The organism is Mesorhizobium ciceri WSM4083, from assembly GCF_000519305.1.
Taxonomy (GTDB): Bacteria; Pseudomonadota; Alphaproteobacteria; order Rhizobiales; family Rhizobiaceae; genus Mesorhizobium; species Mesorhizobium ciceri_B.
This window is the reverse complement of the sequence record NZ_KI912610.1, coordinates 521,465-546,831: the sequence shown is the minus strand read 5'-3', so window position 1 is coordinate 546,831 and position 25,367 is coordinate 521,465. Positions and strand designations below refer to the sequence as shown.

Annotated in this window: 26 protein-coding genes and 1 tRNA gene; 10 read left to right on the top strand and 17 right to left on the bottom strand. The window is 62.0% G+C overall.

Going from position 1 to position 25,367, the window contains the following annotated elements:
* Nucleotides 1-40: 40 nt before the first annotated feature.
* Nucleotides 41-1,168, top strand: a complete 1,128-nt coding sequence (locus MESCI2_RS0128740; protein WP_027039474.1) for an S-(hydroxymethyl)glutathione dehydrogenase/class III alcohol dehydrogenase — start codon at nucleotides 41-43, stop codon at nucleotides 1,166-1,168.
* A 213-nt stretch (nucleotides 1,169-1,381) separates the two neighbouring features.
* Nucleotides 1,382-2,227, top strand: coding sequence for an S-formylglutathione hydrolase (gene fghA, locus MESCI2_RS0128735; RefSeq protein WP_032901413.1), 846 nt, complete (start codon nucleotides 1,382-1,384; stop codon nucleotides 2,225-2,227).
* 181 nt (nucleotides 2,228-2,408) lie between these two features.
* Here the strand turns inward: fghA and MESCI2_RS0128730 are convergent.
* Nucleotides 2,409-2,485, bottom strand: a tRNA-Met gene (locus MESCI2_RS0128730).
* Between the two features lie 241 nt (nucleotides 2,486-2,726).
* On the opposite strand from MESCI2_RS0128730, the gene MESCI2_RS0128725 reads away from it, so the two are divergent.
* Nucleotides 2,727-3,692 carry a Gfo/Idh/MocA family protein gene (locus MESCI2_RS0128725; RefSeq protein WP_027039472.1) on the top strand — a complete coding sequence of 322 codons (966 nt, stop codon included), beginning with the start codon at nucleotides 2,727-2,729 and terminating at the stop codon, nucleotides 3,690-3,692.
* Between the two features lie 25 nt (nucleotides 3,693-3,717).
* On the opposite strand, the gene mnmA is transcribed toward MESCI2_RS0128725, so the two are convergent.
* A complete protein-coding gene (gene mnmA / locus MESCI2_RS0128720) occupies nucleotides 3,718-4,908 on the bottom strand; it encodes a tRNA 2-thiouridine(34) synthase MnmA (RefSeq protein ID WP_027039471.1) in 1,191 nt (396 codons plus the stop codon).
* 288 nt (nucleotides 4,909-5,196) lie between these two features.
* Here mnmA and MESCI2_RS0128715 point away from each other — a divergent pair, with 288 nt between their 5' ends.
* Nucleotides 5,197-5,472 carry a DUF1153 domain-containing protein gene (locus MESCI2_RS0128715; protein ID WP_013529904.1) on the top strand — a complete coding sequence of 92 codons (276 nt, stop codon included), beginning with the start codon at nucleotides 5,197-5,199 and terminating at the stop codon, nucleotides 5,470-5,472.
* An 88-nt stretch (nucleotides 5,473-5,560) separates the two neighbouring features.
* Here the strand turns inward: MESCI2_RS0128715 and MESCI2_RS0128710 are convergent, their stop codons facing one another.
* Complete coding sequence (locus MESCI2_RS0128710) at nucleotides 5,561-6,487, bottom strand: NADP-dependent oxidoreductase (RefSeq protein ID WP_027039470.1); 927 nt, start codon at nucleotides 6,485-6,487, stop codon at nucleotides 5,561-5,563.
* A gap of 90 nt (nucleotides 6,488-6,577) precedes the next feature.
* On the opposite strand from MESCI2_RS0128710, the gene MESCI2_RS0128705 reads away from it, so the two are divergent.
* Nucleotides 6,578-6,976, top strand: a complete 399-nt coding sequence (locus MESCI2_RS0128705; protein WP_023809911.1) for a winged helix-turn-helix transcriptional regulator — start codon at nucleotides 6,578-6,580, stop codon at nucleotides 6,974-6,976.
* An 86-nt stretch (nucleotides 6,977-7,062) separates the two neighbouring features.
* On the opposite strand, the gene MESCI2_RS0128700 is transcribed toward MESCI2_RS0128705, so the two are convergent.
* Nucleotides 7,063-7,440 (bottom strand): flagellar export protein FliJ, encoded by a 378-nt coding sequence (locus MESCI2_RS0128700; protein WP_013529907.1) that lies wholly within the window; start codon nucleotides 7,438-7,440, stop codon nucleotides 7,063-7,065.
* 452 nt (nucleotides 7,441-7,892) lie between these two features.
* On the opposite strand from MESCI2_RS0128700, the gene ctrA reads away from it, so the two are divergent.
* The gene (ctrA, locus tag MESCI2_RS0128695; protein WP_006203583.1) at nucleotides 7,893-8,588 is read left to right on the top strand and encodes a response regulator transcription factor CtrA; all 696 of its coding nucleotides are present in this window, start codon (nucleotides 7,893-7,895) and stop codon (nucleotides 8,586-8,588) included.
* A gap of 106 nt (nucleotides 8,589-8,694) precedes the next feature.
* Here ctrA and MESCI2_RS01000000135850 read toward each other — a convergent pair whose 3' ends face one another.
* The gene (locus MESCI2_RS01000000135850; protein ID WP_032901484.1) at nucleotides 8,695-9,099 is read right to left on the bottom strand and encodes a response regulator; all 405 of its coding nucleotides are present in this window, start codon (nucleotides 9,097-9,099) and stop codon (nucleotides 8,695-8,697) included.
* A 238-nt stretch (nucleotides 9,100-9,337) separates the two neighbouring features.
* Nucleotides 9,338-9,967, bottom strand: a complete 630-nt coding sequence (gene chpT, locus MESCI2_RS0128685) for a histidine phosphotransferase ChpT (RefSeq protein WP_024504504.1) — start codon at nucleotides 9,965-9,967, stop codon at nucleotides 9,338-9,340.
* Nucleotides 9,968-10,358: 391 nt separating this feature from the next.
* Here chpT and MESCI2_RS0128680 point away from each other — a divergent pair, with 391 nt between their 5' ends.
* Both MESCI2_RS0128680 and MESCI2_RS0128675 read left to right on the top strand, forming a co-directional pair.
* Entirely contained in the window at nucleotides 10,359-10,895 is a 537-nt protein-coding gene (locus tag MESCI2_RS0128680) for a DUF1134 domain-containing protein (RefSeq protein WP_245270509.1), read from the top strand.
* A 190-nt stretch (nucleotides 10,896-11,085) separates the two neighbouring features.
* On the top strand, nucleotides 11,086-12,222 hold the full coding sequence (locus MESCI2_RS0128675) for a hypothetical protein (protein ID WP_027039468.1): 1,137 nt from the start codon (nucleotides 11,086-11,088) through the stop codon (nucleotides 12,220-12,222).
* Between the two features lie 92 nt (nucleotides 12,223-12,314).
* Here MESCI2_RS0128675 and MESCI2_RS0128670 read toward each other — a convergent pair whose 3' ends face one another.
* The 6 genes from MESCI2_RS0128670 to MESCI2_RS0128645 form a co-directional block, all read right to left on the bottom strand.
* A complete protein-coding gene (locus MESCI2_RS0128670; protein ID WP_027039467.1) occupies nucleotides 12,315-13,130 on the bottom strand; it encodes a TrmH family RNA methyltransferase in 816 nt (271 codons plus the stop codon).
* Between the two features lie 163 nt (nucleotides 13,131-13,293).
* Nucleotides 13,294-13,638 carry an ArsR/SmtB family transcription factor gene (locus MESCI2_RS0128665; protein WP_013529913.1) on the bottom strand — a complete coding sequence of 115 codons (345 nt, stop codon included), beginning with the start codon at nucleotides 13,636-13,638 and terminating at the stop codon, nucleotides 13,294-13,296.
* Between the two features lie 152 nt (nucleotides 13,639-13,790).
* Nucleotides 13,791-14,570, bottom strand: a complete 780-nt coding sequence (locus MESCI2_RS0128660; RefSeq protein ID WP_027039466.1) for a HugZ family protein — start codon at nucleotides 14,568-14,570, stop codon at nucleotides 13,791-13,793.
* Nucleotides 14,571-14,601: 31 nt separating this feature from the next.
* A complete protein-coding gene (locus tag MESCI2_RS0128655; protein WP_027039465.1) occupies nucleotides 14,602-15,777 on the bottom strand; it encodes a CaiB/BaiF CoA transferase family protein in 1,176 nt (391 codons plus the stop codon).
* Nucleotides 15,778-15,783: 6 nt separating this feature from the next.
* Entirely contained in the window at nucleotides 15,784-16,545 is a 762-nt protein-coding gene (locus MESCI2_RS0128650) for a 3-hydroxyacyl-CoA dehydrogenase (protein ID WP_027039464.1), read from the bottom strand.
* A gap of 61 nt (nucleotides 16,546-16,606) precedes the next feature.
* A complete protein-coding gene (locus MESCI2_RS0128645) occupies nucleotides 16,607-17,143 on the bottom strand; it encodes a GNAT family N-acetyltransferase (RefSeq protein ID WP_027039463.1) in 537 nt (178 codons plus the stop codon).
* Nucleotides 17,144-17,418: 275 nt separating this feature from the next.
* On the opposite strand from MESCI2_RS0128645, the gene MESCI2_RS0128640 reads away from it, so the two are divergent.
* A complete protein-coding gene (locus tag MESCI2_RS0128640; protein WP_027039462.1) occupies nucleotides 17,419-18,411 on the top strand; it encodes a glutathione S-transferase family protein in 993 nt (330 codons plus the stop codon).
* Between the two features lies 1 nt (nucleotide 18,412).
* Here MESCI2_RS0128640 and MESCI2_RS0128635 read toward each other — a convergent pair whose 3' ends face one another.
* Entirely contained in the window at nucleotides 18,413-18,907 is a 495-nt protein-coding gene (locus MESCI2_RS0128635) for an NUDIX domain-containing protein (RefSeq protein WP_027039461.1), read from the bottom strand.
* A 53-nt stretch (nucleotides 18,908-18,960) separates the two neighbouring features.
* Here MESCI2_RS0128635 and MESCI2_RS0128630 point away from each other — a divergent pair, with 53 nt between their 5' ends.
* On the top strand, nucleotides 18,961-19,884 hold the full coding sequence (locus MESCI2_RS0128630; RefSeq protein ID WP_027039460.1) for a metallophosphoesterase family protein: 924 nt from the start codon (nucleotides 18,961-18,963) through the stop codon (nucleotides 19,882-19,884).
* On the opposite strand, the gene MESCI2_RS0128625 is transcribed toward MESCI2_RS0128630, so the two are convergent.
* The 4 genes from MESCI2_RS0128625 to leuA form a co-directional block, all read right to left on the bottom strand.
* On the bottom strand, nucleotides 19,868-20,485 hold the full coding sequence (locus tag MESCI2_RS0128625; RefSeq protein ID WP_027039459.1) for a hypothetical protein: 618 nt from the start codon (nucleotides 20,483-20,485) through the stop codon (nucleotides 19,868-19,870). The genes MESCI2_RS0128630 and MESCI2_RS0128625 overlap by 17 nt on opposite strands.
* A gap of 112 nt (nucleotides 20,486-20,597) precedes the next feature.
* Nucleotides 20,598-21,401, bottom strand: a complete 804-nt coding sequence (locus MESCI2_RS0128620; protein WP_027039458.1) for an alpha/beta fold hydrolase — start codon at nucleotides 21,399-21,401, stop codon at nucleotides 20,598-20,600.
* Nucleotides 21,402-21,597: 196 nt separating this feature from the next.
* Nucleotides 21,598-23,373: a tetratricopeptide repeat protein gene (locus MESCI2_RS0128615; protein WP_027039457.1), complete on the bottom strand. Its 1,776-nt coding sequence runs from the start codon at nucleotides 23,371-23,373 to the stop codon at nucleotides 21,598-21,600.
* A gap of 184 nt (nucleotides 23,374-23,557) precedes the next feature.
* Nucleotides 23,558-25,297, bottom strand: a complete 1,740-nt coding sequence (gene leuA / locus MESCI2_RS0128610) for a 2-isopropylmalate synthase (RefSeq protein WP_027039456.1) — start codon at nucleotides 25,295-25,297, stop codon at nucleotides 23,558-23,560.
* Nucleotides 25,298-25,367 lie beyond the last annotated feature (70 nt).

The window sequence follows — 25,367 nt, the reverse complement described above, 5'->3', positions numbered from 1 at the left end:
GCGCTATGGCCCGGCAAAATAAAGTTGTGGGAGAGAAAAAATGAAAACCCGCGCCGCTGTCGCTGTCGCCGCCGGAAAGCCGCTGGAGATCATGGAGGTCGACCTCGACGGGCCGCGTGAGGGCGAAGTGCTGGTCGAGATCAAGGCGACAGGCATCTGCCACACCGACGAATTCACGCTGTCGGGCGCCGATCCGGAAGGCCTGTTTCCAGCCATCCTCGGCCATGAGGGCGCCGGCGTCGTCGTCGATATCGGCAAGGGCGTCACCTCGCTCAAGAAGGGCGACCACGTCATCCCGCTCTACACGCCCGAATGCCGCCAGTGCCATTCCTGCCTGTCGCGAAAAACCAATCTTTGCACGGCCATTCGCGCGACGCAGGGGCAAGGCCTGATGCCGGACGGCTCGTCGCGCTTCTCGATCGGCAAGGACAAGATCTTTCACTACATGGGCTGCTCGACTTTCTCCAACTTCACCGTGCTGCCCGAGATCGCTCTGGCCAAGGTCAATCCCGACGCGCCCTTCGACAAGATCTGCTACATCGGCTGCGGCGTCACCACCGGCATCGGTGCTGTGATCAACACCGCCAAGGTCGAGATCGGCGCCACCGCGGTCGTCTTCGGTCTCGGCGGCATCGGCCTCAATGTCATCCAGGGCCTGAAGCTTGCCGGCGCCGACATGATCATCGGCGTCGATTTGAACAACGACAAGAAGGAGTGGGGCGAGCGGTTCGGCATGACGCATTTCGTCAATCCGAAGGAGATCGACGGCGATGTCGTGCCCTACCTCGTCAACATGACCAAGCGTGGCGCCGACCAGATCGGCGGCGCCGACTACACATTCGACTGCACCGGCAGCACCAAGGTGATGCGTCAGGCGCTGGAAGCCTCGCATCGCGGCTGGGGCAAGTCGGTCGTCATCGGTGTCGCCGGTGCCGGCCAGGAGATCTCGACACGGCCGTTCCAGCTGGTCACCGGACGCACCTGGATGGGCACCGCCTTCGGTGGCGCGCGCGGCCGCACCGACGTGCCCAGGATTGTCGACTGGTACATGGACGGCAAGATCCAGATCGATCCGATGATCACTCACACGCTGAAGCTCGAGGACATCAATAGGGGTTTCGACCTCATGCATGCCGGTGAGAGCATTCGCAGCGTCGTGGTTTACTGACCGGCTCACAAGATCCGCCCGCGTCGAAGGCTCTGTGTTCCCAAAATACTGTGCCTCCCCGACATTGGGCGTTAGGCCGGCGGCGCGATCGGCATTCCGGATGCCTGTGCCGCCGGTCGATTCGACCTACACCGGATCCGCGCGGATTGCCGCGATCAGGGTCGATGCCGTAGACGCCGGCCCATTGGCGTTTGAAATCTGCGGAGGGGGAATATGCCGGAACCGATGAAGACCATCTCTCAGGCAAAATCCCGTGGCGGGGTGCAGGGCGTCTATTCGCACCTGTCGACGGGTTGCTCCTGCGACATGACGTTTGCCGTTTTCGTGCCTCCACAGGCTGAGGAATCGCCTTGCCCGGTGGTGTGGCATCTGTCGGGGCTGACCTGCACTCATCAAAATGTCATGGACAAAGGGGGATACAGGCGCATGGCCGCCGAACTGGGCCTGATCGTTGTCTGTCCGGACACCAGTCCGCGTGGCGCCGACATCCCTGATGACAAGGGCAATTGGCAGTTTGGCAGCGGCGCCGGCTTCTATCTTGATGCAACGCAGGAGCCTTATGCGAAGAACTATCGCATGTATTCCTACATCGTCGAGGAACTGCCGGCGTTGATAGCAGCGAATTTTCCGGCAGACATGTCACGCCAAGCCATAACGGGCCATTCGATGGGCGGGCATGGTGCACTGACGATCGCCCTGAAAAACCCGGAGCGGTTCAGGAGCTGCTCGGCCTTCGCGCCGATCGTGCAGCCAAGCACTGCCGGCTGGTCAAGGCCGGCTTTTGAAAAATACCTCGGCATGGATGAGGCCGCGTGGCGGACCTATGACGCTACTTCGCTTGTTGAAGACGGGCGCCGCTTCCCGGAATTTCTCGTCGATCAGGGAACATCGGACGGGTTCCTGAATGACGGGCTGAGATCCTGGCTATTGGAGGCCGCCTGCACCAAAGCCGGCATTCCGCTGACGTTGCGCATGCAGGACGGATACGACCATTCGTACTTCTTCATTTCGACATTCATGGACGACCATCTGAGATGGCATGCGGAACGGCTTGCATAGGTCGAGGTCCGAGCGATGCAATCGGGATTAATCCTCGTCCAAGCGAGGAACGCGTTACTCTTCTCGTCTCTACCAGGGGAGGAGCACGATGGCGCCGCATTGAAATTATTGAACAATTTCAACCAGAAGCGCTACCATTGCGTATAAATTTTTTAGCCATTTCAATGGCTTAACTGGATTTTGGTAGCGGGAGAGGGACTTGAACCCCCGACCCCAGGATTATGATTCCCGTGCTCTAACCAACTGAGCTACCCCGCCAGGGCGGCGAAAGACCCGAAATCCGCCTCAAATCGAAAGGCATGTCGGGGGGCGTTCGCCAAGGTCGCGCGGATATAAGGTTGGGAGGGTGAACCTGTCAAGCTTCGAAGCAACCGGCTTGCCGGCTTATCGTCATTATCGAAAAGCTTTGCCGTGCGGACATTTGGTTGCCGCCGCCGGGGTTGAGTTCGAAGGGGCACGTCGCTATGTCTCGGCCACGAGTTTTTAGAGTTTGAAACAGATGAAGCCGCGCATAGCAGTCCTCGGTTGCGGATACTGGGGCAGCAACCACATCCGCACTCTCAAGGCGCTCGGCGCGCTGCACGCGGTCTCCGACACCAACCGGGCCCGCGCGGAAGGCTTCGCCAGCGAGCAGGACTGCCTGGCGATCGAGCCGGACCAGCTGTTCGTCCGTGACGATATCGACGCCATTGTCATGGCACTGCCGCCGCAATTCCATGCCGACCTTGCCGTGCGTGCCGTCGAGGGCGGCAAGGACGTGCTGGTGGAAAAGCCGATCGCGCTGACTGTGGCGGATGCCGAGCGTGCGGTGCAGGCGGCCAAGGACAATGGCCGCGTCTTCATGGTCGGCCATGTCCTGCGGTTCCATCCCGCATTCGAGACGCTGAAAGGGCTGATCGACAAGGGCGAACTCGGCGAAGTCCGCTACATCCACTCGCACCGGCTCGGCCTCGGCAAGTTCCACACAGAGAACGACGCGCTGTGGGACCTGGCGCCGCACGATCTGTCGATGATCCTGGCGATCACCGGCACAGAGCCGATCGAGGTGCGCGGCGAGGGGGCCGCCCTGCTCGACAATCTCAGCGACTTCGCGCATCTGCACATGCGCTTCCCCAACGGCCTGCGCAGCCATCTCTTCACCTCGCGTCTCAATCCCTATCGCGAGCGGCGGCTGACCGTGGTCGGCACCAAGGCGATGGCGGTGTTCGACGACGTCGAGCCATGGGAACGCAAGCTGGCCGTCTACCGTCACGCGGTGTGGCAGGACAGCGGCCAATGGGCCTTCACCACCAATGAACCGTCCTATGTCGCGGTTGCCCAGGGCATGCCGCTGACACGCGAGCTGGAGCATTTCATCCAGTGCATCGAGACGCGTGCCGAACCGCGTACCAGCGGCGAGGAAGCCATCAGGGTGCTGCGCATCCTGACCGCCGGCACGGTCACGCACACCAAGTCGAATTCCTAAAAGCGCGAATTATTCGGCGGGAATCTTATTCGGCAGGAATTTGGGCCGGCCTGGCGGCAAGCCGGGTCAGCATGGCCTCGGCCTCGGCGCCACGCTCCGAACGCTCGATGAAGCCGCCGCCGAACACGCGGGCTTCGTTGCCGTCATCGGAGTAGAGCACGCAGGCCTGGCCCGGCGCGATGCCGGACTCGCCGTCAACCAGTTCCACCCATGTGGCACCGGCACGATGATGCAGCACGGCCGGGCGCGGCGGTCGCGTCGAGCGGACCTTGGCGAACAGTTCCAGGCCGCCAGCAGGGACGTCTGTGAGCGGTCCGTCGCCCAGCCAGTTCATATTGCGCAGATAGATCTTGTGCGTCTCCAGCGCCTCGCGCGGGCCAACCACGACACGAGCGCGGTCGGCATCGAGATGGATGACGTAAAGTGGCTCGCCGGACGCGATGCCGATGCCACGGCGCTGGCCGATCGTGTAGCGCAGGATGCCCTCATGGCGGCCGAGCACGCGGCCGTCGATGTGGACGATGTCGCCCGAATTGGCCGCGGTTGGCTTCAGCTTGGCGATGATGTCGGAATACTTGCCCTGCGGCACGAAGCAGATGTCCTGGCTGTCCTGCTTGGCGGCAACCGCCAGCCCCATCTCCTCGGCGATGGCGCGAACCTGGGGCTTCGACAGGCCGCCGAGGGGAAAGCGCAGATAATCGATCTGCGCCTGCGTGGTGGCGAACAGGAAATAGCTCTGGTCACGGTCGGCGTCGACCGGACGGTAGAGAGCGCGGTGGGCGCCATTGGCGCCGGAACGGATGTAGTGGCCGGTGGCCAGCGCGTCGGCGCCGAGCTCCTTGGCGGTGGCCAGGAGGTCGGCGAACTTCACCGTCTGATTGCAGGAAACGCACGGGATCGGCGTCTCGCCGGCGACGTAGCTCTCGGCGAAGGGATCGATGACCGCCTTGCGGAAGCGCTCCTCGTAGTCGAGCACATAGTGGGGGATGCCGAGCGTCTCGGAGACACGGCGGGCATCGTCGATGTCCTGTCCGGCGCAGCATGAGCCGGCCCGGTGCGTCGCCGCGCCGTGGTCGTAGAGCTGCAAGGTGACGCCGACGACGTCGTAGCCCTCGCGCTTCAGCAGGCCGGCGACGACCGAGGAATCGACACCGCCCGACATGGCGACGACGATGCGGGTGTTTTCGGGACGTCCGGGAAGATCGAGACTGTTCATGATGCTTTCGTTCTGCGCGGCGCCTCAATGCCAATGTCGAGAATATAGGTCAAGCTTTACCGGCGCGCCAGCGTGCAGGGCGATTCACCGGTTGCGGCCGATCTCCGCCAAGGGATGCATTTTCCCCGGCCAATCAGGGTTTGCGGGCAGATGTTTCAAATGCCGGCGAAAAGACTAACGCGGCGTTCATGATCCTTACCTAGTCATTAGGGTCTGCTTAGGCAATTTTTAAAGCTGTGGCGGTAACGTGGCGGGGATTGGGTCTTTGAGTTTTTTGTAGAGAGTACGATGACCGATCTGGTTAGACCGAGAGTCAAATATGTTATCGGGCCTGACGGCAGCCCTCTTACGATTGCCGATCTGCCGCCGACCAATACACGTCGCTGGGTTATCCGGCGCAAGGCGGAAGTGGTTGCGGCCGTGCGCGGCGGGCTTTTGAGCCTGGACGAGGCATGCCAACGCTACAAGCTCACCACCGAGGAATTCCTGTCCTGGCAGGCGTCGATCGACGAATATGGCCTTGCCGGGCTGCGCACGACACGCATCCAGCAATACCGGCACTGACCATTGCGAATTTAGACGAAGGGCGCGGCTAACCCCGCGCCCTTCGTGTTTTCCAAAATGCTTTTCGTTCTGGAAACGAGCCTGGCGCTCAGACGGTCAGTGCAACCTTGCCGATCGGCTTGGCGGCGAGGAAGGCGTGAGCGGCCCCCGCCTGGTCCAGCGGGAAGCTCTTCGCCACATGGACGGTGAGCTTGTTGGCATCGATCAACCGAGCCAGTTCCACCAGGCCCTCCCTGTCGGGCACGACGGACATACGCTCGACCCGGATGTCTCGCGCACCGGCTTCGGCCCTTGTGTTGTCGCTGACGTCGAGCAATGACACCAGCACGCCGCCACGCTTGAGCACCTTCAGCGACCTCTCGGCATGGTCGCCGCCCATTGGATCCAGCACCAGATCGATATCGCGAACCTGGTCGGTGAAATCGCCCTTGGTGTAGTCGATGACCTCGTCGGCGCCAAGTTTGCGGACGAAATCGAGCTTGGCCGGGCTGGCCGTGGCGACAACGTAGGCGCCGCGCGCCTTGGCGATCTGCACCGCCAGATGACCGACGCCGCCGGCTCCCGCATGCACCAATACGCGCTGATCCGATTTCAGTCGGCCGTGGCGAACAAGCCCTTGCCAGGCGGTGAGGCCGGCAAGCGGCAAGGCCCCGGCCTGGAGGTGGTCCGCGCCCTTCGGCTTCAGTGCGATTTGATCGGCAGGTACGGCAACCAGCTCGGCATAGGCCGCCGCCTGCTTGGGAAAGCGCGGCATCCCGAACACCTCGTCGCCGATCTTGAAGCCGGTGACGCCGGCGCCAAGCGCTTCGACAGTTCCCGAGATATCCCAACCCAGGATGAAGGGCGGCTCGCCGAGCAAGGGGTAGTAGCCGGCACGGACGGCGCCGTCGACCGGATTGATGCCCGCGACCTTGACGCGAACCAGCACTTCGCCGGCCTCCGGCGTGGGATCCGGCTGATGGGCGATGACAAGGACGTCGGGTCCGCCGACGGAATTCTGGATAACGGCATGCATTGAGATATCTCCTGCTCGGTTGATGCCACTATCATTTGGATAGTAATAGTCCCTTGTCCAGTATGTACCTTCCTGATATATACGCACCTTATGGATAGTGAAGATGATTGCGGTTTCGGCTATGACGCGTTCCGGCGAACGTGTCCTTCGCACACCGTGCTGGAGATGCTGGCCAGCAAATGGGTCTATCTGGTGGTTTGCGCGCTGCGCAAAGGCCGGCTGCGCAATGGCGAGCTCGCCCGCAAGCTCGAAGGCATCACGCCGAAGATGCTGACGCAGACGCTGCGGGTGCTCGAGCGCGACGGACTGGTGCGGCGGGAGATCTTCCCGGTCATTCCGCCGCGGGTCGAATATGAATTGACCGAGCTCGGCCAGAACCTGGCGGGGCTGCTTACCCAGATCAGGTCATGGGCGGAGCAGCATGCTCCGGATATCAAGGATGCCCGTGCAAGGGCAATTGCCGAGAGTGAAGGGGATTGGGCCGCGTAGGGCGGGTTCATTTTTCCCGCCGGAGCCGCAAGCCGCGACAATGCGCCGGCCCGATGGCGAGCGTTGACGCCGCCAACGGCGGGGTATTAGCCGATCATGGCACTGCGGCCACCGACTTCCGCTTCGCGGATCTTCGTGTCGCGCGATTCCAGCATTTCCGCCTTGGAAAGCTCCGCTTCAGCTTCGCCGAGTAATGATTCGGCGGCGCTTCGCTGCTGGGCGAGGTCGCTTTGGGAATTCCTGAGGTTGTCGCGGCGCAGGCGAGCCGCCTTGGCGAAGGTCGGATAGGCGAAATGGTTGATGTCGGTGATGCCGGCCTTCTTTTCCTCGGCGGTGATCTGAAGCTCCAGCTCGACGGCCATGCGTTCGAACTCGGCGATCATCATGTCGAGCTGCAGCAGCTGCCGCCGCTTCTCATTCACCTGAAACTGTTTCAGCCGAACGAGGTTTTCACGTGACTTCATGATTCGGTACTCCCGGAAACGCACACCCGCACATATCGTCCAAACCACCTGGAAACGCCCAGGCCGCACCCGTGTCCACTGCCTTTCCCCGAACTATGGGAAACAAAACCCTAAAGTTTTTTGCCGGCGGTAACCATTCGTTTACGGGCATTGTTAATCATACGGGTCAGGACTTAAGGCCGGGTAAAAATTCCGGCCACCGATGCGGAAGCGACGTCGATGAGTCCCTGGAGTCGCTTAGTCCAGGTTGTTAATGTGTTGCATTAGGAATTTGGTTCTGAGATTCGTTATTAGATTCAAGAGGGTGTAGAAAGAGGTTAAAAAATCTGATACCGTCATGGACGGGAAATTAGGATTTATTAACCATTCAATGGCAGCCTCTGCACAAGGCAACCACTGCTCCGGATCCGGACGGGTCGTGAAATGGTCCGGCAGCAGAAAAGGGGAATGAAATGCGTGTTCTGCTGATAGAAGATGACAGTGCAACCGCACAAAGCATCGAACTGATGCTGAAATCGGAAAGTTTCAACGTCTACACGACCGATCTCGGTGAAGAGGGCGTCGATCTAGGCAAGCTCTACGACTACGATATCATTCTTCTCGATCTCAACCTGCCTGACATGTCGGGCTACGAGGTCTTGAGAACGCTTCGCCTTTCCAAGGTCAAAACACCTATTCTCATCCTCTCCGGCATGGCCGGCATCGAGGACAAGGTGCGCGGCCTCGGCTTCGGCGCCGACGACTACATGACCAAGCCGTTCCACAAGGATGAGCTGGTTGCCCGCATTCATGCCATTGTGCGGCGCTCCAAGGGCCACGCCCAGTCGGTCATCACCACTGGCGACCTGGTGGTCAATCTCGATGCCAAGACCGTCGAAGTCGGCGGCCAGCGCGTGCACCTGACCGGCAAGGAATACCAGATGCTGGAGTTGCTTTCGCTGCGCAAAGGCACCACGCTGACCAAGGAAATGTTCCTCAACCACCTCTATGGCGGCATGGACGAGCCTGAGCTGAAAATCATCGACGTCTTCATCTGCAAGCTCCGCAAAAAGCTCGACGCGGCATCGGGCGGTCAGAACTACATTGAAACGGTCTGGGGGCGCGGCTATGTGCTGCGCGAACCGGAAGACATTCGCGTCAGCGCCTGAGCGACGACCAATCGTTCGAATCTTTTCAATAAAAAACCCGGCTTCGGCCGGGTTTTTGCATGACGGCTGGTAAGGGTCTGTTTTTGGGCTTCCGAGCAGGAAACCGTCACGCACTTTTTCTGGAATTGCTCAAGGGTGCCGAATCAGGTGCGCTCTTCAAGGTGCGAAAGCGCTCGAGCAGCTGCGGGCGGTTGAACGGCTTCAAGAGATAGCCCTGGGCGCCGGCTCGCTTGGCCCGCATGATCGAAGCAATATCGAGCTCGACCAGGGAAATCAGGATCTGCGGCCTTATCGGGCTCTCCATGGCGCGGACGCGACGGATGAGATCGACCGCCGGTACGTCGGGCAAGGCGCCATCGACGACGATGATGTCGGGCATGTCGGCGGCGCACATCTCCAGCGCGTCAAGTCCGCTGGCGGCCTCGATGACAATCATTTCGGAGCCGCCCAGGATGCGTTTTGCAACCTTCCTGATGACGCTTGAATCGTCGACGAACATGCAGCGTTTCATTTCCGGGTCCTCTTTGCCTTCTGGCAGTCCGGTAGCGTCAGGGGCATCCAGGACGACCATAGGCCAATCTGGTAAAGAAGCTGAAAAGGCGTTAGGTAAAATTTTTACAAAGATCGGCAGATGCCTGCTTTTATTCACGAATGCTTTGCCACTGCCTGGACAACCAGACGCATCTCAAGTCGATGAGCTGGAATTACAGATTTCAATGTAAAAATACTTCGCTCTATCGGCTGCGCAATCAGGCCGCCGAAAGCACGATTTCTTCCGGCGTCGCGTGGATCGATATCGTCATTCCGGCTTCGCGCGCCAGAAGCAGCGTGTAATAGGGCTGCACGGAATGCGCGTCGATCGGCTCCTCCGGCTTGTGGCCGGAATGCAGTTCGAGGAATTTCGGCGGCACACGCAGCATCGGGCCAGCCGACGCAAGCGCGAAACGCGGTTCGGTCTCAAGATTTTCCAGCGTCACGGAAAGCTTGCCGCCGCGCGGAATGGCGGCATTGGCGACGAGGATCAGGTTGAGCAGCAGCTTGACCTTGTTCTTGGGCAGCAACGCGCGGGGCCCGTTCCAGGTCAGTTCCGGCTTTTCGTTCTTGAGGAAGGCGATGGCGACCGCTTCGGCATCGCCGGTATCGATCAACATGCCGGCCGAGCCGGCGGCGCCGAAGGCGATGCGGGCGAACTGAAGGCGGGCCGAAGCGTTGCGGGCGCTCTGACGGATCAGCTTCATGGCGTCCTCATCGGCGCCGCCTTCATCAAGCAATTCGAGCCCGTTGTTGATCGCGCCGACCGGCGAGATGATATCGTGGCAGACCCGGCTGCACAAAAGCGCTGCCAGATCGGGTGCGGAAAGGGTGAACAGATCGGCCATCGGCGAAAAATCCCTGCAAAATCTCACAACTCATGGCCGGGCGATCGATCGTCGCCTGCCACACGAATCACGCACTCTCTCCTCGGGCTTTCTGAATACACAGCGCCCGTGCGTGCAGCAACAAATCCAAATTGTGGTTGTGGCAAATGGCGTGTTCACGCAGGCTGCCGACCCCACTTGAGCGACCCCAAACAGCCTTCGAACCGCCATGTTCATGTGTGAGCTTAATGGTTGAAAAAGGATTACGGCATAGTTTGCCCCTAACAGTTACCCTTAACGGCCAGCTAAAAGAGCCGTACGGGGTGCGAGGCGTCGGCGAAGGTGCTCCCTGACGGAGATTGGAAGCATGTTTTCCCGATACTACGACCGGAGCTTTCTCCGTGTCTTCTCAATGGCGGTCACGCTCCTGGGCGTTCTCGTCTTCTCGACTTCAGCCCTGCGGGCCCAGGAATACACCGCTCAGGAGATTGTCGATTCCGGTCACAAGTTCTTCGGCGCGACATCGGGCGGGCTCGCCACGGTCGTCGAGAAGATTTTTGCTTCCTACGGCCTGCCCAACGGCTATCTGCTCGGCGAAGAGGGCTCGGGCGCGCTGATCGGCGGCCTGACCTATGGCGAAGGCACGCTCTACACCAAGAATGCCGGCGATCACAAAGTGTTCTGGCAAGGCCCATCGCTCGGCTGGGATTTCGGCGGCGAGGGGTCGCGGGTGATGATGCTGGTCTACAATCTCGACGATGTGGGCAGCCTCTACAATCGCTATGGCGGCGTCGCCGGTTCGGCCTATGTGGTGGCTGGCGTCGGCTTCAACGTGCTGAAGAACAACAATGTGATTTTGGTGCCGATCCGCACCGGGGTCGGTGCCCGGCTCGGCGTCAATCTCGGCTATCTGAAGCTTACCGAGCGCGCCACCTGGAATCCGTTCTAAGCTGAAGTCCTTGGCTGTCGTTGCCCAAAACCGGGACCGCTTTTGGGTCGACATGCATTAAACTCGTGGTGTTGCGGCAAACCCTTGCCGCAACGCTGGATTTCCGCCATGTCAACGTGGCACAGTCGAAGCGCTCTATGCGCTTTTGGTTTATCTGGTTTGATGCTTACCGGCCACAACGGGTAGTCACTTGGTCCAGTCGGTCCTGTTCTTCGTCCTCGGCTTTCTCTGCGCTGGCTTTCTGGCGCTCATGGTGGCTCCGGCCATATGGCGTCGTGCGGTCGCGCTCACACGCAGACGCATCGAATCCTCGATCCCTCTGACGCAGACCGAGATCCAGGCGGACAAGGATCGCATCCGCGCCGAATATGCCATGACGACGCGCCGCCTGGAAATCAGCGTCAAGGCGTTGCGAGAGAAGGCGGCCGAACAACTCGTCGAGATCAATCGCGGTCGCGAGGCCATGAAGGGCCTGGCGGTCGAGCGGACGGACAAGAACCAGGCGCTGACCGAGCTGGGCGCGAAGAACGAAGCGCTGCGTCAACGAGAGGGCGAGTTGCAGCAGCTTTCGGAGCGGCTGAAGGAAACCGAGCGCAAGCTGGAAAAGCGCGCGCTTGAGCTGGAAAAGCTGGAGCGCATGTATGACGACGCCAGTTTTTCCTCGAGCAGCCGGCAGATCGAGCTCGTGGCGCGAGAGTCCGAAATGCAGAAACTCGCCAGTGACATTGCGATGCTGCGTGGCCAGCGCAAGGAAGCCGACAGGCGCGGCCAGGAAATCGCGGCCGAAAGCAAGGCCGCGCGGGACGCCCTGAAAGCCGAGAAGAAAAGGACCACCGAGCTCGACAAGAAGGTCGAACGGCTGCTGGCCACACTTGCCGATCGCGAAGACAAACTCGACCGCCGCGAAAAGGAACTGGCACGCATGCGCGAAAGATCGAAATCCGAGGACAGCGCGCCAGCCTTGCGGCTGGTCGGCAAGGGCGGCGATGTCGCCAGGAGTGAGGATTTGGACAAGGCAATCGCCAAGCTCGACAGCGACCGTGAGCAGCTCGAGGCGAGGCTGACGGCGCTGGCGCGCGAGAACAAGCGGCTGAAGGCGGATCTCACCGCACTGGCAGTGTCCAAGTCCATGGACAGCAGTTCCGCCTTGCGCGAGCAGATGAACGAACTGGCGGCGGAGGTCGTCCATCTGACGGCCAAGCTCGAGGGGCCTGGTTCGCCGATCGCCAAGGCGTTGGCAGTACCGTCGGACGCTCGCTCCGCCAACGGTGACCGCAGTCTTGCCGACCGGGTGCGCGCGCTGCAGAAGGCTGACGCGACAAGCTGAAGTCAGGCCTCCTTAGAGCATTTCACCGTTTCACGGAAACGGCGAAATGTCCTAACGCTTTGCTTGGACGCAATTCTGGACGGAAAACCGCTTCACACTTTTCCTGGAATTGCTCTGGCCGAAAAATGATGCAGCGCGATGGCTGAAGCCGCGGCGACATTCAGACTGTCGAAGCCTTCCGCCATGGTGATCCGCACATTGTGCAGGCGTGCGAGCAGGTTGCCCGGCAAGCCTTCGCCCTCGGTGCCGAGATAGAGCGCCAGGCGCTCGCTACGCTGCGCATCGCGGATGTCGGTCCTCCCGCGGGGCGACAGCGCGAATTGTTCGAAGCCACGCCGGGCGAGCATCGTTGTGAAGCCGGCGGTGTCGGAGAACGATGCGAAGGGGATCTTGAGCGCGGCGCCGACCGAAACGCGGATCGCCTTGCGATAGAGCGGATCGCAGCATGTCGCATCCAGCAGAACCGCGTCGGCGCCAAAGGCGGCTGCGTTGCGGAAGATCGAGCCCACATTGTCATGGTTGGCGATGCCGACGAGCACTACGACCAGCGCACGAGGGGGCAAGCCATCGAGCAGGGCTTCGGCCGGCTGCGGCTCTCCCTTGCGGCCGATGGCCAGGATGCCGCGATGCATATGAAATCCGGCGATAGCGTCCATCACCGCGCTGGTGGCGACATAGACCGGGAGGTCGGCGGGCGCCTTGCTCAGAATGTTGTCGAGACCTGCCAGCCGGTTTTCCAGGACCAGGATCGATTCGGCGGCAAAGCGCCCGGTCGAGAGCAGCAGGTCGAGTACCACCTTGCCTTCGGCGACGAAGCGGCCTTGCCGGCCGGCGAGGTCGCGCTCGCGAATATCGAGATAGGCAGCGACGCGCGGATCTTGCGGGTCGTCGATGCGAATGGGATCCATGCAGTCCTCGCGACCATCGCATCGGTCCGAAAATCCAGACCGCTTCCCGGCGCTCACCTTGTTTGGAAAGCACGATGCGACGATTCAGGACAATCAGCCAGCTTTATGCGCCGCGGATGGGCGCATGTCGCTCTGAATCACCGGCGAGATCGGCGCTATGTGGTCAGGTTCCAGCACGGCGCAAACGGTGCGCCATCTGGGACAGGTCATCCTTGCCGCTGCCGAAAATGCCGTCCAGCATGACAAGCAGTTCTCGCACGGCGTCGGATTTGCAGGAGTAGTAGATCATCTGCCGGTCGCGGCGGGTGTCGACAAGGTCGAGCGCCCGCAACTTGGCCAGATGCTGGGACAGGGCGGATTGACTGAGCATCACCTTCTCGGCGATGGCTCCCACCGACATTTCACCTTCGGCGAGGTAGCTCATGATCAACAGTCGCTTCTCATTGCCCATCAGCATGAGAAACTCTGCCGCCGATTCGGCGTTCACGATTAGCTTTGTCGAGACCATCGATCCCCCATGCTTCCTGTTCATCCCGACGCCATGGGGGCAATGGCGTCTGATTCCATAAATTCACTTATCGATCGGCGCTGGCGATTCAGCGTCACCAAAAGGTAGAGCATTTCACTTAAATCTCAAGTGTTGCTTTTGATCCGGCATAATTAAGTCTCCGTCCCGGCGTCGAAAATGGCTCGGCCAGCCCTGGCCATATCGACCAGAACGTGCCGCAATTCGCCTGCCGCCGCCAGAGGTTGTGGGTAAAAGACCCGGTAAACATCGTCGCCCGAAACCAGGTCCATGCCATCGGCATCGAATCCGGCAACACGCCAGCCGTTTCCGGATGCTTTTGCGAAATGCTGTGCGTAGACGGCGATCGCGTCGAGATGATCGGCGTTCATGTGGTCAATGGCGGATTGTTCGCGCGCCGCGAGTTCCTCGACGATCGGTCCGCTGGCGAGCAAATCCGATCGATCGAGCTGATAGGCCTTGCCGAAGCCGCCGTTGAGGCTGGCGCGTTGCGGATCGAGGCGAAAGATCGAAAAGTCGCCGAGACCGGCGTAAAGTTTCGCCTTGGGATTGCGGTTGAGATAGCGGCGCTCGGCGCGGGCGTGTTCGTCTGATCCGCGCTCAAGCCGCGCCGCCTGGCAGATTAATGTCAGGCGCGGGTGCGCCAGCGGGTCGCCCTTGCCCGGTTCGCCGAGCAACAGGGAACAGCGCGGGTCGGCAAGCAGCGCGCCGGTGTGCGCCGAAAGCATCGACACCAGGATCAGCGGCGCGCCGTCGATGTCGGTGGCCACACCGACCCTGCTGGCCAGCGGCGAGCCGGTTTGCGGTTCGACCACCGCCAGGGCGCCAAAGCGGGCGCTGCGCAGAAGCGTCTTCGCCAGCCGGATCGCTTCGGCGTCCGTCTCGCGGATCACGTCCTTTTTCGGCTCGTCCAATGCAGCACCGCAGTAAGTTGATCTTTCTTCTCTAGTTATCGGTCAGCAAGCCGGATTTGACAAGGTCGTCGATCTCGGCTTTCGCAAAGCCGAAACGTGCCAGCACCGCCGCCGGCGAAACGTCCTCGTCGCCGGGTATAGTGGCCAATGTCGGTTGCGAGCTCGAGAAACGCGGCGCGGGGGCCGGGCGCTCAAATGCACCTGTCGTCACAGAGGCGTTGCGTGCCCGATTGTGCGGGTGGTGTTTCGCCTCTTGCAGCGACAGAACGGGTGCAACGCAGGCATCGGTTTGCGCGAACAGAAGGTCCCAGTCGTCGCGTGGTTTCTGCCGGATCCGATCGGCAATGGCGGCGCGCATCGGCGGCCACAGTGCCTTGTCGTACTGGCCGGACGCAAAGCGCTCCTCGAGCGGCAGCAGCCTGGCGAATTCAGCGAAGAATTTCGGCTCGAGACAGCCGATGGCGATATGGCCTCCATCCGACGTCTCATAGGTGTCGTAGAACGGGGCGCCGGAATCGAGCAGGTTCGCGCCGCGCTTGTCGCTCCACAAGCCGGCCGCCATCAAGGCGTGCAGGGGCACCGCTAGCATCGAGGCGCCGTCGACCATCGCGGCGTCGATGACTTCACCCTTGCCCGTGCGCGAACGTTGGAACAGGGCAGCCAGCACGCCGGCAACCAGCATCATGGCGCCACCGCCATAGTCGGCGACAAGGTTGAGCGGCGGGACGGGACGGCCGTCGGCATGGCCGATGGCGTGTAGCACGCCGCTATAGGCGAGGTAGGTGATGTCGTGGCCGGCGCGGCCGGCGAGCGGGCCGTCCTGGCCGAAGCCGGTCATGCGGCCGTAGATCAGCGCCGGACTACGCGCCATCACCGTTTCCGGGCCGAGGCCGAGCCGCTCCATGACGCCCGGGCGAAAGCCTTCGAGCAACATGTCCGCCTTTTCGGCAAGGCGCAGCAACAGATCGGTGCCTTCACGGCGCTTCAGGTCGAGGCGCAGGACGGCGCGGCCATGGCGGTCGATGTCGTACTCATCCGGCAGCGACAGGAGCTGGCTCGTCCCCGCCCGTTCGATGCGCAACACTTGCGCGCCCATCTCCGACAGCATCAGGCCAGCCAGCGGCACCGGGCCGAGCCCGGCCATCTCGATCACCTTCAGCCCGGCCAGCGGACCGGTTTTTGCGGCAGCGGACAGGCCGGCGCTCATGACCTTCTATTTCGGTGCCATGCGGATGGCGCCATCGAGACGAATGGTCTCGCCGTTCAACATCTGGTTCTCGATGATGTGCAGGGCGAGAGCGGCATATTCGGACGGCTCGCCCAGGCGCGACGGGAACGGCACGGCGGCGCCCAACGAATCCTGCACCTCTGGCGGCATGCCGGCCATCATCGGCGTCTTGAAGATGCCGGGCGCGATGGTGCAGACGCGGATGCCGGAACGGGCAAGGTCGCGCGCTACCGGCAGGGTCATGCCGACGACGCCGCCCTTGGAAGCCGCATAGGCGGCCTGGCCGATCTGGCCATCATAGGCGGCAACCGAAGCGGTGTTGACGATGACGCCGCGCTCGCCGCCCTGCAGCGGCTCGAGCTTCGACGCGCGCTCGGCGACGAGGCGGATCATGTTGAACGTACCGATCAGATTGACCTCAATCACCTTGCGATACTGGTCGAGGGGGTGGGGACCATCCTTGCCGATGGTTTTCACGCCGATGGCGATGCCGGCGCAATTGACCAGGATCCGTGGCTCGCCAAGCTTGGCGGCCACGTCGGCGAGCGCAGCGGTTCCACTATCGGCGCTGCTGACGTCGCACTGGACGGCAATGCCGCCTATCTCGGCCGCGACCTTGGCGGCGCGGTCAATACCGACGTCGAAGATGGCGACGCGAGCTCCCTTGGCGGCCAGCGCGCGCGCCGTTGCCTCGCCAAGGCCGGAGCCGCCGCCGGTGACGATCGCGATCTGGCCGTTCGGGTTCATGGCGTCATCCTTTGATCTCAGGAACAGTGGGATGGATCAGGCGCCAGATGGACGGGAAAGGTCAAGCCATCGCCGCGGCAGGATCGGCCACCCTGGCCTGATCGGCGTGGCAGACCTCGCCCAAGAGCCTGGCTACCGCGCCCGGCGCGATCTCGTGCGACAGCAGCCGGTCGAGATCGACGGGGCGCGGCATCGAAATCTGGCCGCGCGGAATCCGCTTGAAACCGAGCGGCCCGTAATAGGGCTCGTCACCGACCAGCATGACGGCAGGTGCGCCGGTCTTGGCGGCGGCCTCCAGCGCGATCGCCACCAGCCGGCGGCCGATGCCGAGATTCTTGAAGGCCGGCCGCACGGCGAGCGGCCCGAGCATCAATGCGCGGCCGGCACCGGCGGCGATGCGGGTCATGCGCACGGAGGCGACCACTATGTCCCCATCGACGGCGACAAAGGACAGCGAGCGCTCGTGCCCTCCGGCCTCACGAATCTTGTAAGCCGCCAGCACAAAGCGGCCGGGCCCGAAGGCTTCGTCGTTGATGGCTTCGATCTCGGGGTCGTGCGCCGGGGCTTCCGGCAGGTATTTCACGTCGGCAAGGCTCATGGTCTTTGCGGTCCGGTGCAAGGAGGAAAGGTTTGCTGCAAACGGCAGCATTCGCCAGTCAGCGCTTCATCAAGCGCGGGCGCCCTTTCGTCGTCGGTCAAACCGGATCAAAGCAAAGTCGAACATGCGGATTGTCCGCTAGCATCAATTTCCCGCCGCTGCAATCGGCCTGATATGTCCGTCATTTCTGCCAAGTGACGGTCTGTTCAGCACCTGACGTCTTCGACAGGGCAACCTTGCGCCTACATCAACCAACAGGACGCAAGGAGATTTGCATGGGATTGCTGGTCGAAGGAAGATGGCAGGACCGCTGGTACGATACAGCGGACAATGGTGGCAGGTTCGTGCGGACGCAGTCGCAATGGCGCGACTGGATCACCGTTGACGGGGCGCCTGCCGAAAGCCGGACGCGCGGTTTCAAGGCTGAGCCCGGCCGCTATCACCTCTATATCTCGCTTGCCTGTCCGTGGGCCCACCGGACATTGATCTTTCGCGCGCTGAAGAAGCTGGAAGGCGTCATATCGGTGTCGGTGGTGCATCATTTCATGGGCGCCAATGGCTGGACGTTCGTGGCTGAGGACGGCGCCACGGGCGATACGCTCTACGGCCTCGACTTCCTGCACCAGATCTATGCCAAGGCCGATCCAGCCTATTCGGGCCGGGTGACGGTGCCGGTGCTGTGGGACAAGAAGGAGCAGACCATCGTCTCCAACGAATCTTCCGAAATCATCCGCATGCTGAATTCAGCCTTCGACGAATGGGGCGACGCCAGCCTCGATTTCTATCCGAAGGCGTTGCGCGGCGAGATCGACCGCATCAATGCGCTGGTCTATCCCGCGGTCAACAACGGCGTCTATCGCGCCGGCTTCGCCACCACGCAACGCGCCTATGAAGAGGCGTTCGGTGAAGTGTTCACAGCGCTGGATGCGCTGGAGGAACGGCTGTCGAAGCAGCGCTATCTCGTCGGCGATCATATCACCGAGGCCGACTGGCGGCTGTTCACCACGCTGGTGCGCTTCGATCCGGTTTATGTCGGCCATTTCAAATGCAATCTGCGCCGTATCGCCGACTACCCGAACCTGTCCAACTATCTGCGCGATCTCTACCAGGTGCCTGGCGTGGCCGGGACGGTGAACATGCATCATATCAAGGCGCACTATTACGGCAGCCATCAGACGATCAATCCGACGCGGATCGTGCCTGTCGGACCGGATCTGGATTATGCCGCACGGCACGACCGGGCGCGCTTCGAGAAAGCGGCAGCCTGATCTACCAGTAGGGCGAGGGCTGCCCGCCGTCAAAAACCTCGGCGATGCGGCGCAGCGTCGCCGGCGTCGTGCCCTGCGGCAAGCCGTCGAGCGGGAAGAAGCCGGCTTCGGCGATCTCGTGGTCCGGCAGCTTCGGCGCCGTCTGGCTGAAATGCTCGAGCAGATAAAAGCCGACATGGTCGCGGCGGCTGGAGCGGCGGTTGAAATGCATCGATTTGAGCACCGGTGGGGCGGTGAGAGCGATGTTGCCTTCCTCGGCCAGTTCACGAGCCAGTGCCTCGTTCATCGTTTCGCCGACTTCGACGCCGCCGCCGGGAAGCTGCCAGCCCGGCACATAGGTATGGCGAATAAGGAAGACAGACCTGGACGCCCTATCGTGGATCAAGCCGCGCACGCCAAGCGTCATCGGCCTCCGCAGTACGAAATAGAGATGGAACAGCCTGGCCCTCAAACCTGGCCAGCCAGTCTGGCGGAAGGCATCTTCGGGGCTCGTCATTGATAGCGAAACCGTGGGTGGAAAGCCGCGCGCGGGTCGCCTATGAAGGTTGTATGTTCAGGCTCGCGCATATTTCCGATGTCCATCTGGGGCCGCTCCCCGATGTATCCTATCGCGATCTCGCCTCCAAGCGCGTGCTCGGATATGTCAACTGGCAGCGGAACCGCCGCCGCCATATGCATGATGCGGTGATCGACACGATCGTCGCCGACATCAAGGCGAACACGCCTGACCACCTCGCCGTCACCGGCGACCTGGTCAATCTGGCGCTCGACGGCGAGATCGAGATGGCCAGGCACTGGCTGGAAACGCTGGGGCCGCCGCATGATGTTTCGGTGGTTCCGGGCAATCATGACGCCTATGTCCCCGGCGCCTTCGACAAGGTCTGCCGGTCCTGGGCGGCGTGGATGAGCGGCGACGGCGTCAACACGCCGGTCGACCGCAACGCCTTCCCCTATCTGCGTGTGCGCGGCAATGTCGCGCTGATCGGCGTCTCGACGGCACGCGCCACGGCACCATTCATGGCCAATGGCTTCTTCATGGAAGGCCAGGCCGAGCGGCTCGGCAAAATCCTTGGGGATACCGCCGGGCAGGGGCTGTTCCGCGCCATCATGATCCATCATCCGCCGGTGCGCGGCGCGGTCCCGCAGCACAAGCGGCTGTTCGGCATCGCCCGCTTCAACAAGATCATTCGCCGCCACGGCGCCGAACTTGTGCTGCACGGCCATTCGCATCTGCCGTCGCTGTTCTTCATCGGCGGTCGAGGCGTCAGGATCCCGGCGGTCGGTGTCGCCGCCGCCGGCCAGGCGCCGGGCGGCAAGCACCCGGCGGCGCAGTACAATCTGTTCGACATCGACGGTGAAAAGGGAAATTGGCTGATACGGCTGACACGGCGCGGCCTGACCGGGCCGTCCATACCGCCATCCGATCTGCAGACGGTGGAGCTTGGCGCCGAGGCCGCTATGGCCGCAAATTGACAACCATGGCCACGATGCGGTCCCAGAACAGGACGACCGACACCACAAGGCCGACCAGTGCGCCGGCAGCGACCAGGCCAAGCCCGGACAGAAGGGCCGACCAGCGTTTGCCGCGCTCCGTCGCGTGCAGCGGCGGTTCGGCTTCTGGCACATACGCGCGTTTCAGGCCAGCGACGGCGGGTTCGACGCCGCCTTCCAGCATCCTCTGACGCTCGACGATGCGCTCGGCGACATAGCGCGTCACGGAATCGGCAACCGGTTTCATCTCGGTGGATTCGGCAAGCACCACCCGGCCGATGCGGGTGTCCTTGAGGAAGCGATAGGTCCGGCGGTCGCGCCCCATGGCGACATGGCTGATGGCGTCGATCCACAGGCGCGGCTGCAAGCCGGACGAGACGACAAAGTCGAAATTGTCCATGTCGGCGGGAACATCGGCAAAAACCGGCGCCAGCTCGGCGGCAAGCAGATCGAGACGCATGCGATGCGCCTCGCGCATATCGACGACGACGTCGTCGCGGTCGGCGAAGGCATTTTTGACATCACGGATGGCATCGGACAGTTTCTTCGACTGGTCGATGGTCTTCTCGCCTGCTTCCTTCATCGGCGTCTGCCTCGTGGGTTTGGTTAACACCGGGTTAACACAGCCGCCGGCAAAATGCACTGGCGAGATCGACGGCCCCGGGGTGTCCAGGAAGGTTGTCGTGCGCGAAAAGTCAGCTGGCTGCTGCGGCAAATTTCTGGCGATGCGGTCTGGCGCGGCGGCTGGTGTTGCGGCGGATGATCTCGGCAACGAGGTCGGGGGCTTCCTCAGCCAGCATATGGCCGGCCTCCAGCACGTGGTGCACGTGAAAATGCGCCGGCAGGTCATCGGCCTGGGTAAAGGGCAGCACCGCATCGTTGGTGCCCCATGCCACCATCACCGGCATGTTCAGTCCATCGAGGCGATCGTGCGGGATGACGCCTTGCCGATCGTCCACGGTCATGGCGGCCGCGATCTCGACGAGCTTTTCGAGTTGGCCGGGTCGTCTGCGCATTTCCCAAAGGATGTCCACCGTATGTTCGAGCGGCAGGGCTGAAGGTCCCGACATGACGGCGAGGCAGGAGCGGATCTCGGACCGATCCGCGGCTTCGGCATAGCGGCGCAACAGCGGTCCATTGATTTCGGCGCCAAGGCCGCCCGGCGCCAGAAGCGTCAGCGAGGCTATCTTTTCGGGCTCGGCCAGCGCCATCAGCGCCGCCACGGCACCGCCCATCGAGTGGCCCACGAGATGAACGCGCTTCAGGCGACGCTCCGTGAGATCGGCGAGCACGGCCTTGGCCGCCACCCTGGCCGGACCGGCGGCAGGAAAATCGAGCGACATCCCATGCCCAGGCAGATCATAGGCCAGCGTATGCGTGGAAGGCGTCAGGGCGGAAATCACCTCGCGCCATACATCGTGGCAGCCGCCGAAACCGTGCAGCAGGACGATGGCCTTCGAGCCAACACCCTCTTCGGCGGCAAAAAGTGATGCGGTCATGAAAGCTGATTTTTTGTTATTGCAGAATGCGCGAGACCAACTGTGGCTGAATTGCTCCTAGTCCAACGTGATGACCAGTAAAATTTTCGCGATTTGTACGGTTGTGTACAGAACTTGGCGACCAATCGCATTCGACGATCGGAGCGCAGGAAATCCATCGGGACGCGGCGCAGCCAGTGCGCGGACGTCGATCGTGTCAGCTTGGGCTGCCGAGCCCGGCAGCGCGCAGTGCCTGGACCAGCCGGTCGGTCAGGTCGGCCGGATATTTCCGCTCGACGAAAGTCGCCCGCGGATCGGCGGCAAATTTGGGGAACTCGGTGGTCAGCTGTTTCAGCAGCGTGCTCACCAGATGGTCCTGTCCGGCAGCCTTGGCGCCGACCAGCCGCGCCGCCAGATAGTGTGATTTCGTTGCCGTCGTTCTCAGTGCCATGCTGGCCGCGACCGCCTTGTTCATGTCGCCGAGCATGAGTTCACCGACGAACAGCCCGTAATCCCACCATGTCGGGTGCCCGCTGAAGGTCTCTGCCGCATGATCGAGGATCGGCGTTCCCTCGGCATATCGTCCGGCGAAGATCAGCCCGTAGCCGTAAGCGGCGGCCATGCCGAGATCGTAGGGGTTGAGTTCATAGGCCTTGCGCATCCAGCGGATCGCTTCGTCCGTATTGCCGAGGCGCGAACTGACATAGCCGTAGGAGCGATGCGCATAAGGGCTGGTCGGACCCATCTGCACGCCGCGATGGGCAAACTCGACGGCTGTTTCAATCGTCGCATTGGGCGGATAGGCGTAATGATCGGACACCGCCTCGAGATGCAGGGAAGCAAGTTCCGAATAGACGAGCGAGGACTTGGTTCCACCATTGGCCAGCTTCTCGAGGCAACGGTAGGCAGCCTCATGGGTCCTGGCGTTCTGGTCGAGGTAATATTTGCCGTTGAGCAGCAGGCATTGCGTCAGACCGTTTGGCGTGCCGGTCTGCTCGATATAGTTGTAGATGGTGCCGGAGGCGGGGAGTGCCGAGCTCAGCATGTCGGCGATACGGTCTTCGACCGCGGCAGGTGCGCTGTCGGCGGGGGTGAGATTGCGCGATAGAAGCACCCGTCCAGACGCCATGCTTTGCAGTTCGATCGTGATGTCGCCCGCGTCTGGTCCAGGCAGGACGTCGAATATGAAGCTCGCAGCGTCGTCTGCCGGATCGCTGACGGTGTCGCGGCCGATGAAGTCGATCGTGTCGAAGCCACTCAGGCCGGCGCGCAGCGATGCGGCGACACGGCTGGCGTCGGGGCCGTCAGCCTTCAGTCCGATATAGACCTGCGGCAGGGCGTCAGCCCTTGCCGATGCCGTGATGCTTGCGGTCGCACCAGCAGTCTCCGGCATTGCCGAGATGTCGCCGCCTGCCAGCAAGGCAGTGCTGCCCTGGCGAAGGATCAGTACGCCCAGCATGGCGATGACCAGGGCGATCGCCATCCAGAAAAAGCGGAGATGGCGCGCCACCGAGGGGGCAGGCGAAGACGGCACGGAAGCCAGAGACATCGCGTCCGGCATGCCCGTGCCGGCTTCGTTCGACTGATTGGCGGATACGGCGCCGTCCAGCCTGAGTTCGGGAACAGCCTCGGCAATATCGGGCAGGCGGATCGCGTTCAATTCATAGGCTGGAACATAGCCGCCGCGCGGAATTGCGATGCGGACCGGCTCGGCAATTCCCTCATTTGCAAAATAATGCTGAAGAAGCTCGCGCAGCCTGCCTGCCTGCACCCGCACCACGGCATCGGTGGACGGATCGAAGTCGCCGTCCTTGCCGAAAACATCCATGGCAATGGAAAAGCCCTTGAGCCTGTCGGCTTCGCCGGCCTGTTCACGTTCGACAAGATAACGCAGCAGCTTGCGCGCGCGTTCGGATCGGCCGAACGTTTGGCTGGCAAGCAGTCGCTCCAGTGTCTCGCGCACTGCGGGGGCGGCAGGCGTGGCATGCTGCAAGTGTCGATCCTCTCGAAGTCGGCACAGGTTGAGGCGCGATCATATAGGTCCCGCACCACCACACAAGTATACACCCCGTTATGCGATCACGTACCCACCGGATAATTCCGCGGTGGTTAATGGCCCGAAAGATCGGAACCGTTCACCAGACTGGGACGGTTCCGATCTCTGTTCCCGTCGGGCGTCAGCCGGCCTTTTTACCGACGATACGGTTGGCGGCGGACATCACTGCTTCCAGCGAGGCAGCGACGATGTTGGTGTTGATGCCGGCGCCGAACAGCTTGCCGCCGGGATATTCCATCTCGACATAGGAAATGGCCGACGCGTTCGAGCCGCGCTGCATCGAGTGCTCGGAATAGTCGAGCACCGACATCTCGACACCGACATGGCGCGACAGCGCATTGACGAAGCCATCGATCGGGCCGGTACCCGTGCCTGTGATCGTCACTTCCTTGCCGTTGTCGAGGATGACCGCCTCGACGACGCGCCGGCCCTTGATCTCGGTGCTGGGATAGGTGTGGTGATCGAGGAATTTCAGCCGCGCCCCGGGCTGGTCGACATAGGTCTCGAGAAAGCACTCGTAGATGCGCCTGGCCGGCACTTCCTTGCCCTCGGCATCGGTGATCGCCTGGATTTCCTGGCTGAACTCGATCTGCAGATTGCGCGGCAGATTGAGGCCGTAATCGGCCTGCAGGACATAGGCGATGCCGCCCTTGCCGGACTGCGAGTTGATGCGGATGATGGCTTCGTAGCTGCGTCCGACATCCGCCGGATCGATCGGCAGATAGGGCACTTCCCACAGGCTCGTATTGGCCTTCTTCAGCGCCTTCATGCCCTTGTTGATGGCATCCTGGTGCGAACCGGAAAAGGCGGTGTAGACGAGTTCGCCGACATAGGGGTGGCGCTCGGGGATCTTCAACTGGTTCGAATATTCGTAGACGTCCTTCATCCGGTTGATGTCGGAGCAATCGATCAAGGGATCGACACCTTGCGTGTACATGTTCAGCGCCAGCGTGACGATGTCGACATTGCCGGTGCGCTCGCCATTGCCGAACAGCGTGCCTTCGACGCGGTCGGCGCCGGCCATCAGGCCGAGTTCGGTGGTGGCTATGCCGGTGCCGCGGTCATTGTGCGGATGCAGCGAGACCAGCAGGTTTTCCCGGTTGTCGAGGTTGCGGCACATCCACTCGATGCGATCGGCATAGATGTTGGGTGTCGACATCTCGACCGTCGACGGCAGATTAATGATCAGCTTGTTGTCCGCTGTCGGCCTGACGATCTCGGTGACGGCGTTGCAGATCTCCAGCGCCACTTCCAGTTCGGTGCCGGTGAAGCTCTCCGGCGAATACTCGAAACGAAAGCCTCCGCCGGCCTTGGCCGCCATGTCGGTGATCATCTTGGCGGCGTCGGTGGCGATCCGCTTGATGCCGCCGACGTCCTTTTCGAAGACGACGCGACGCTGCAGCTCGCTGGTCGAATTGTAGAAATGGACGATCGGGTTGGTGGCGCCCTTCAGCGCCTCGAAGGTGCGGGTGATCAGCTCCGGCCGGCACTGCACCAGCACCTGCAGCGAGACAACGGCGGGCACGTTGCCTTCCTCGATGCACCAGCGGGCAAAGTCGAAATCGGTCTGCGAGGCCGACGGGAAGCCGATCTCGATCTCCTTGAAGCCCATGTCGAGCAGCAGGCCGAACATGCGTGCCTTGCGCTCATGGCCCATCGGATCGATCAGCGCCTGGTTGCCGTCGCGCAGGTCGACCGAGCACCAGATCGGAGCCTTGTCGATCACTTTCGAAGGCCAGGTCCGGTCGGTGAGGCCGACGGTCGGATAGGGCTGATATTTGCGAGCCGCGTCGGGCATCCCTTTAGCCGAATCCGTGTCGGCTACCGCGGCATCGGAGCGGATTTCTTCTCGTGCGTTCATCGTCGTTTCTCCCGGCGGCTCATGGATCCACCTTCGGTGGATTGATGGCGAGCGGCGCCTTTACCAGAAT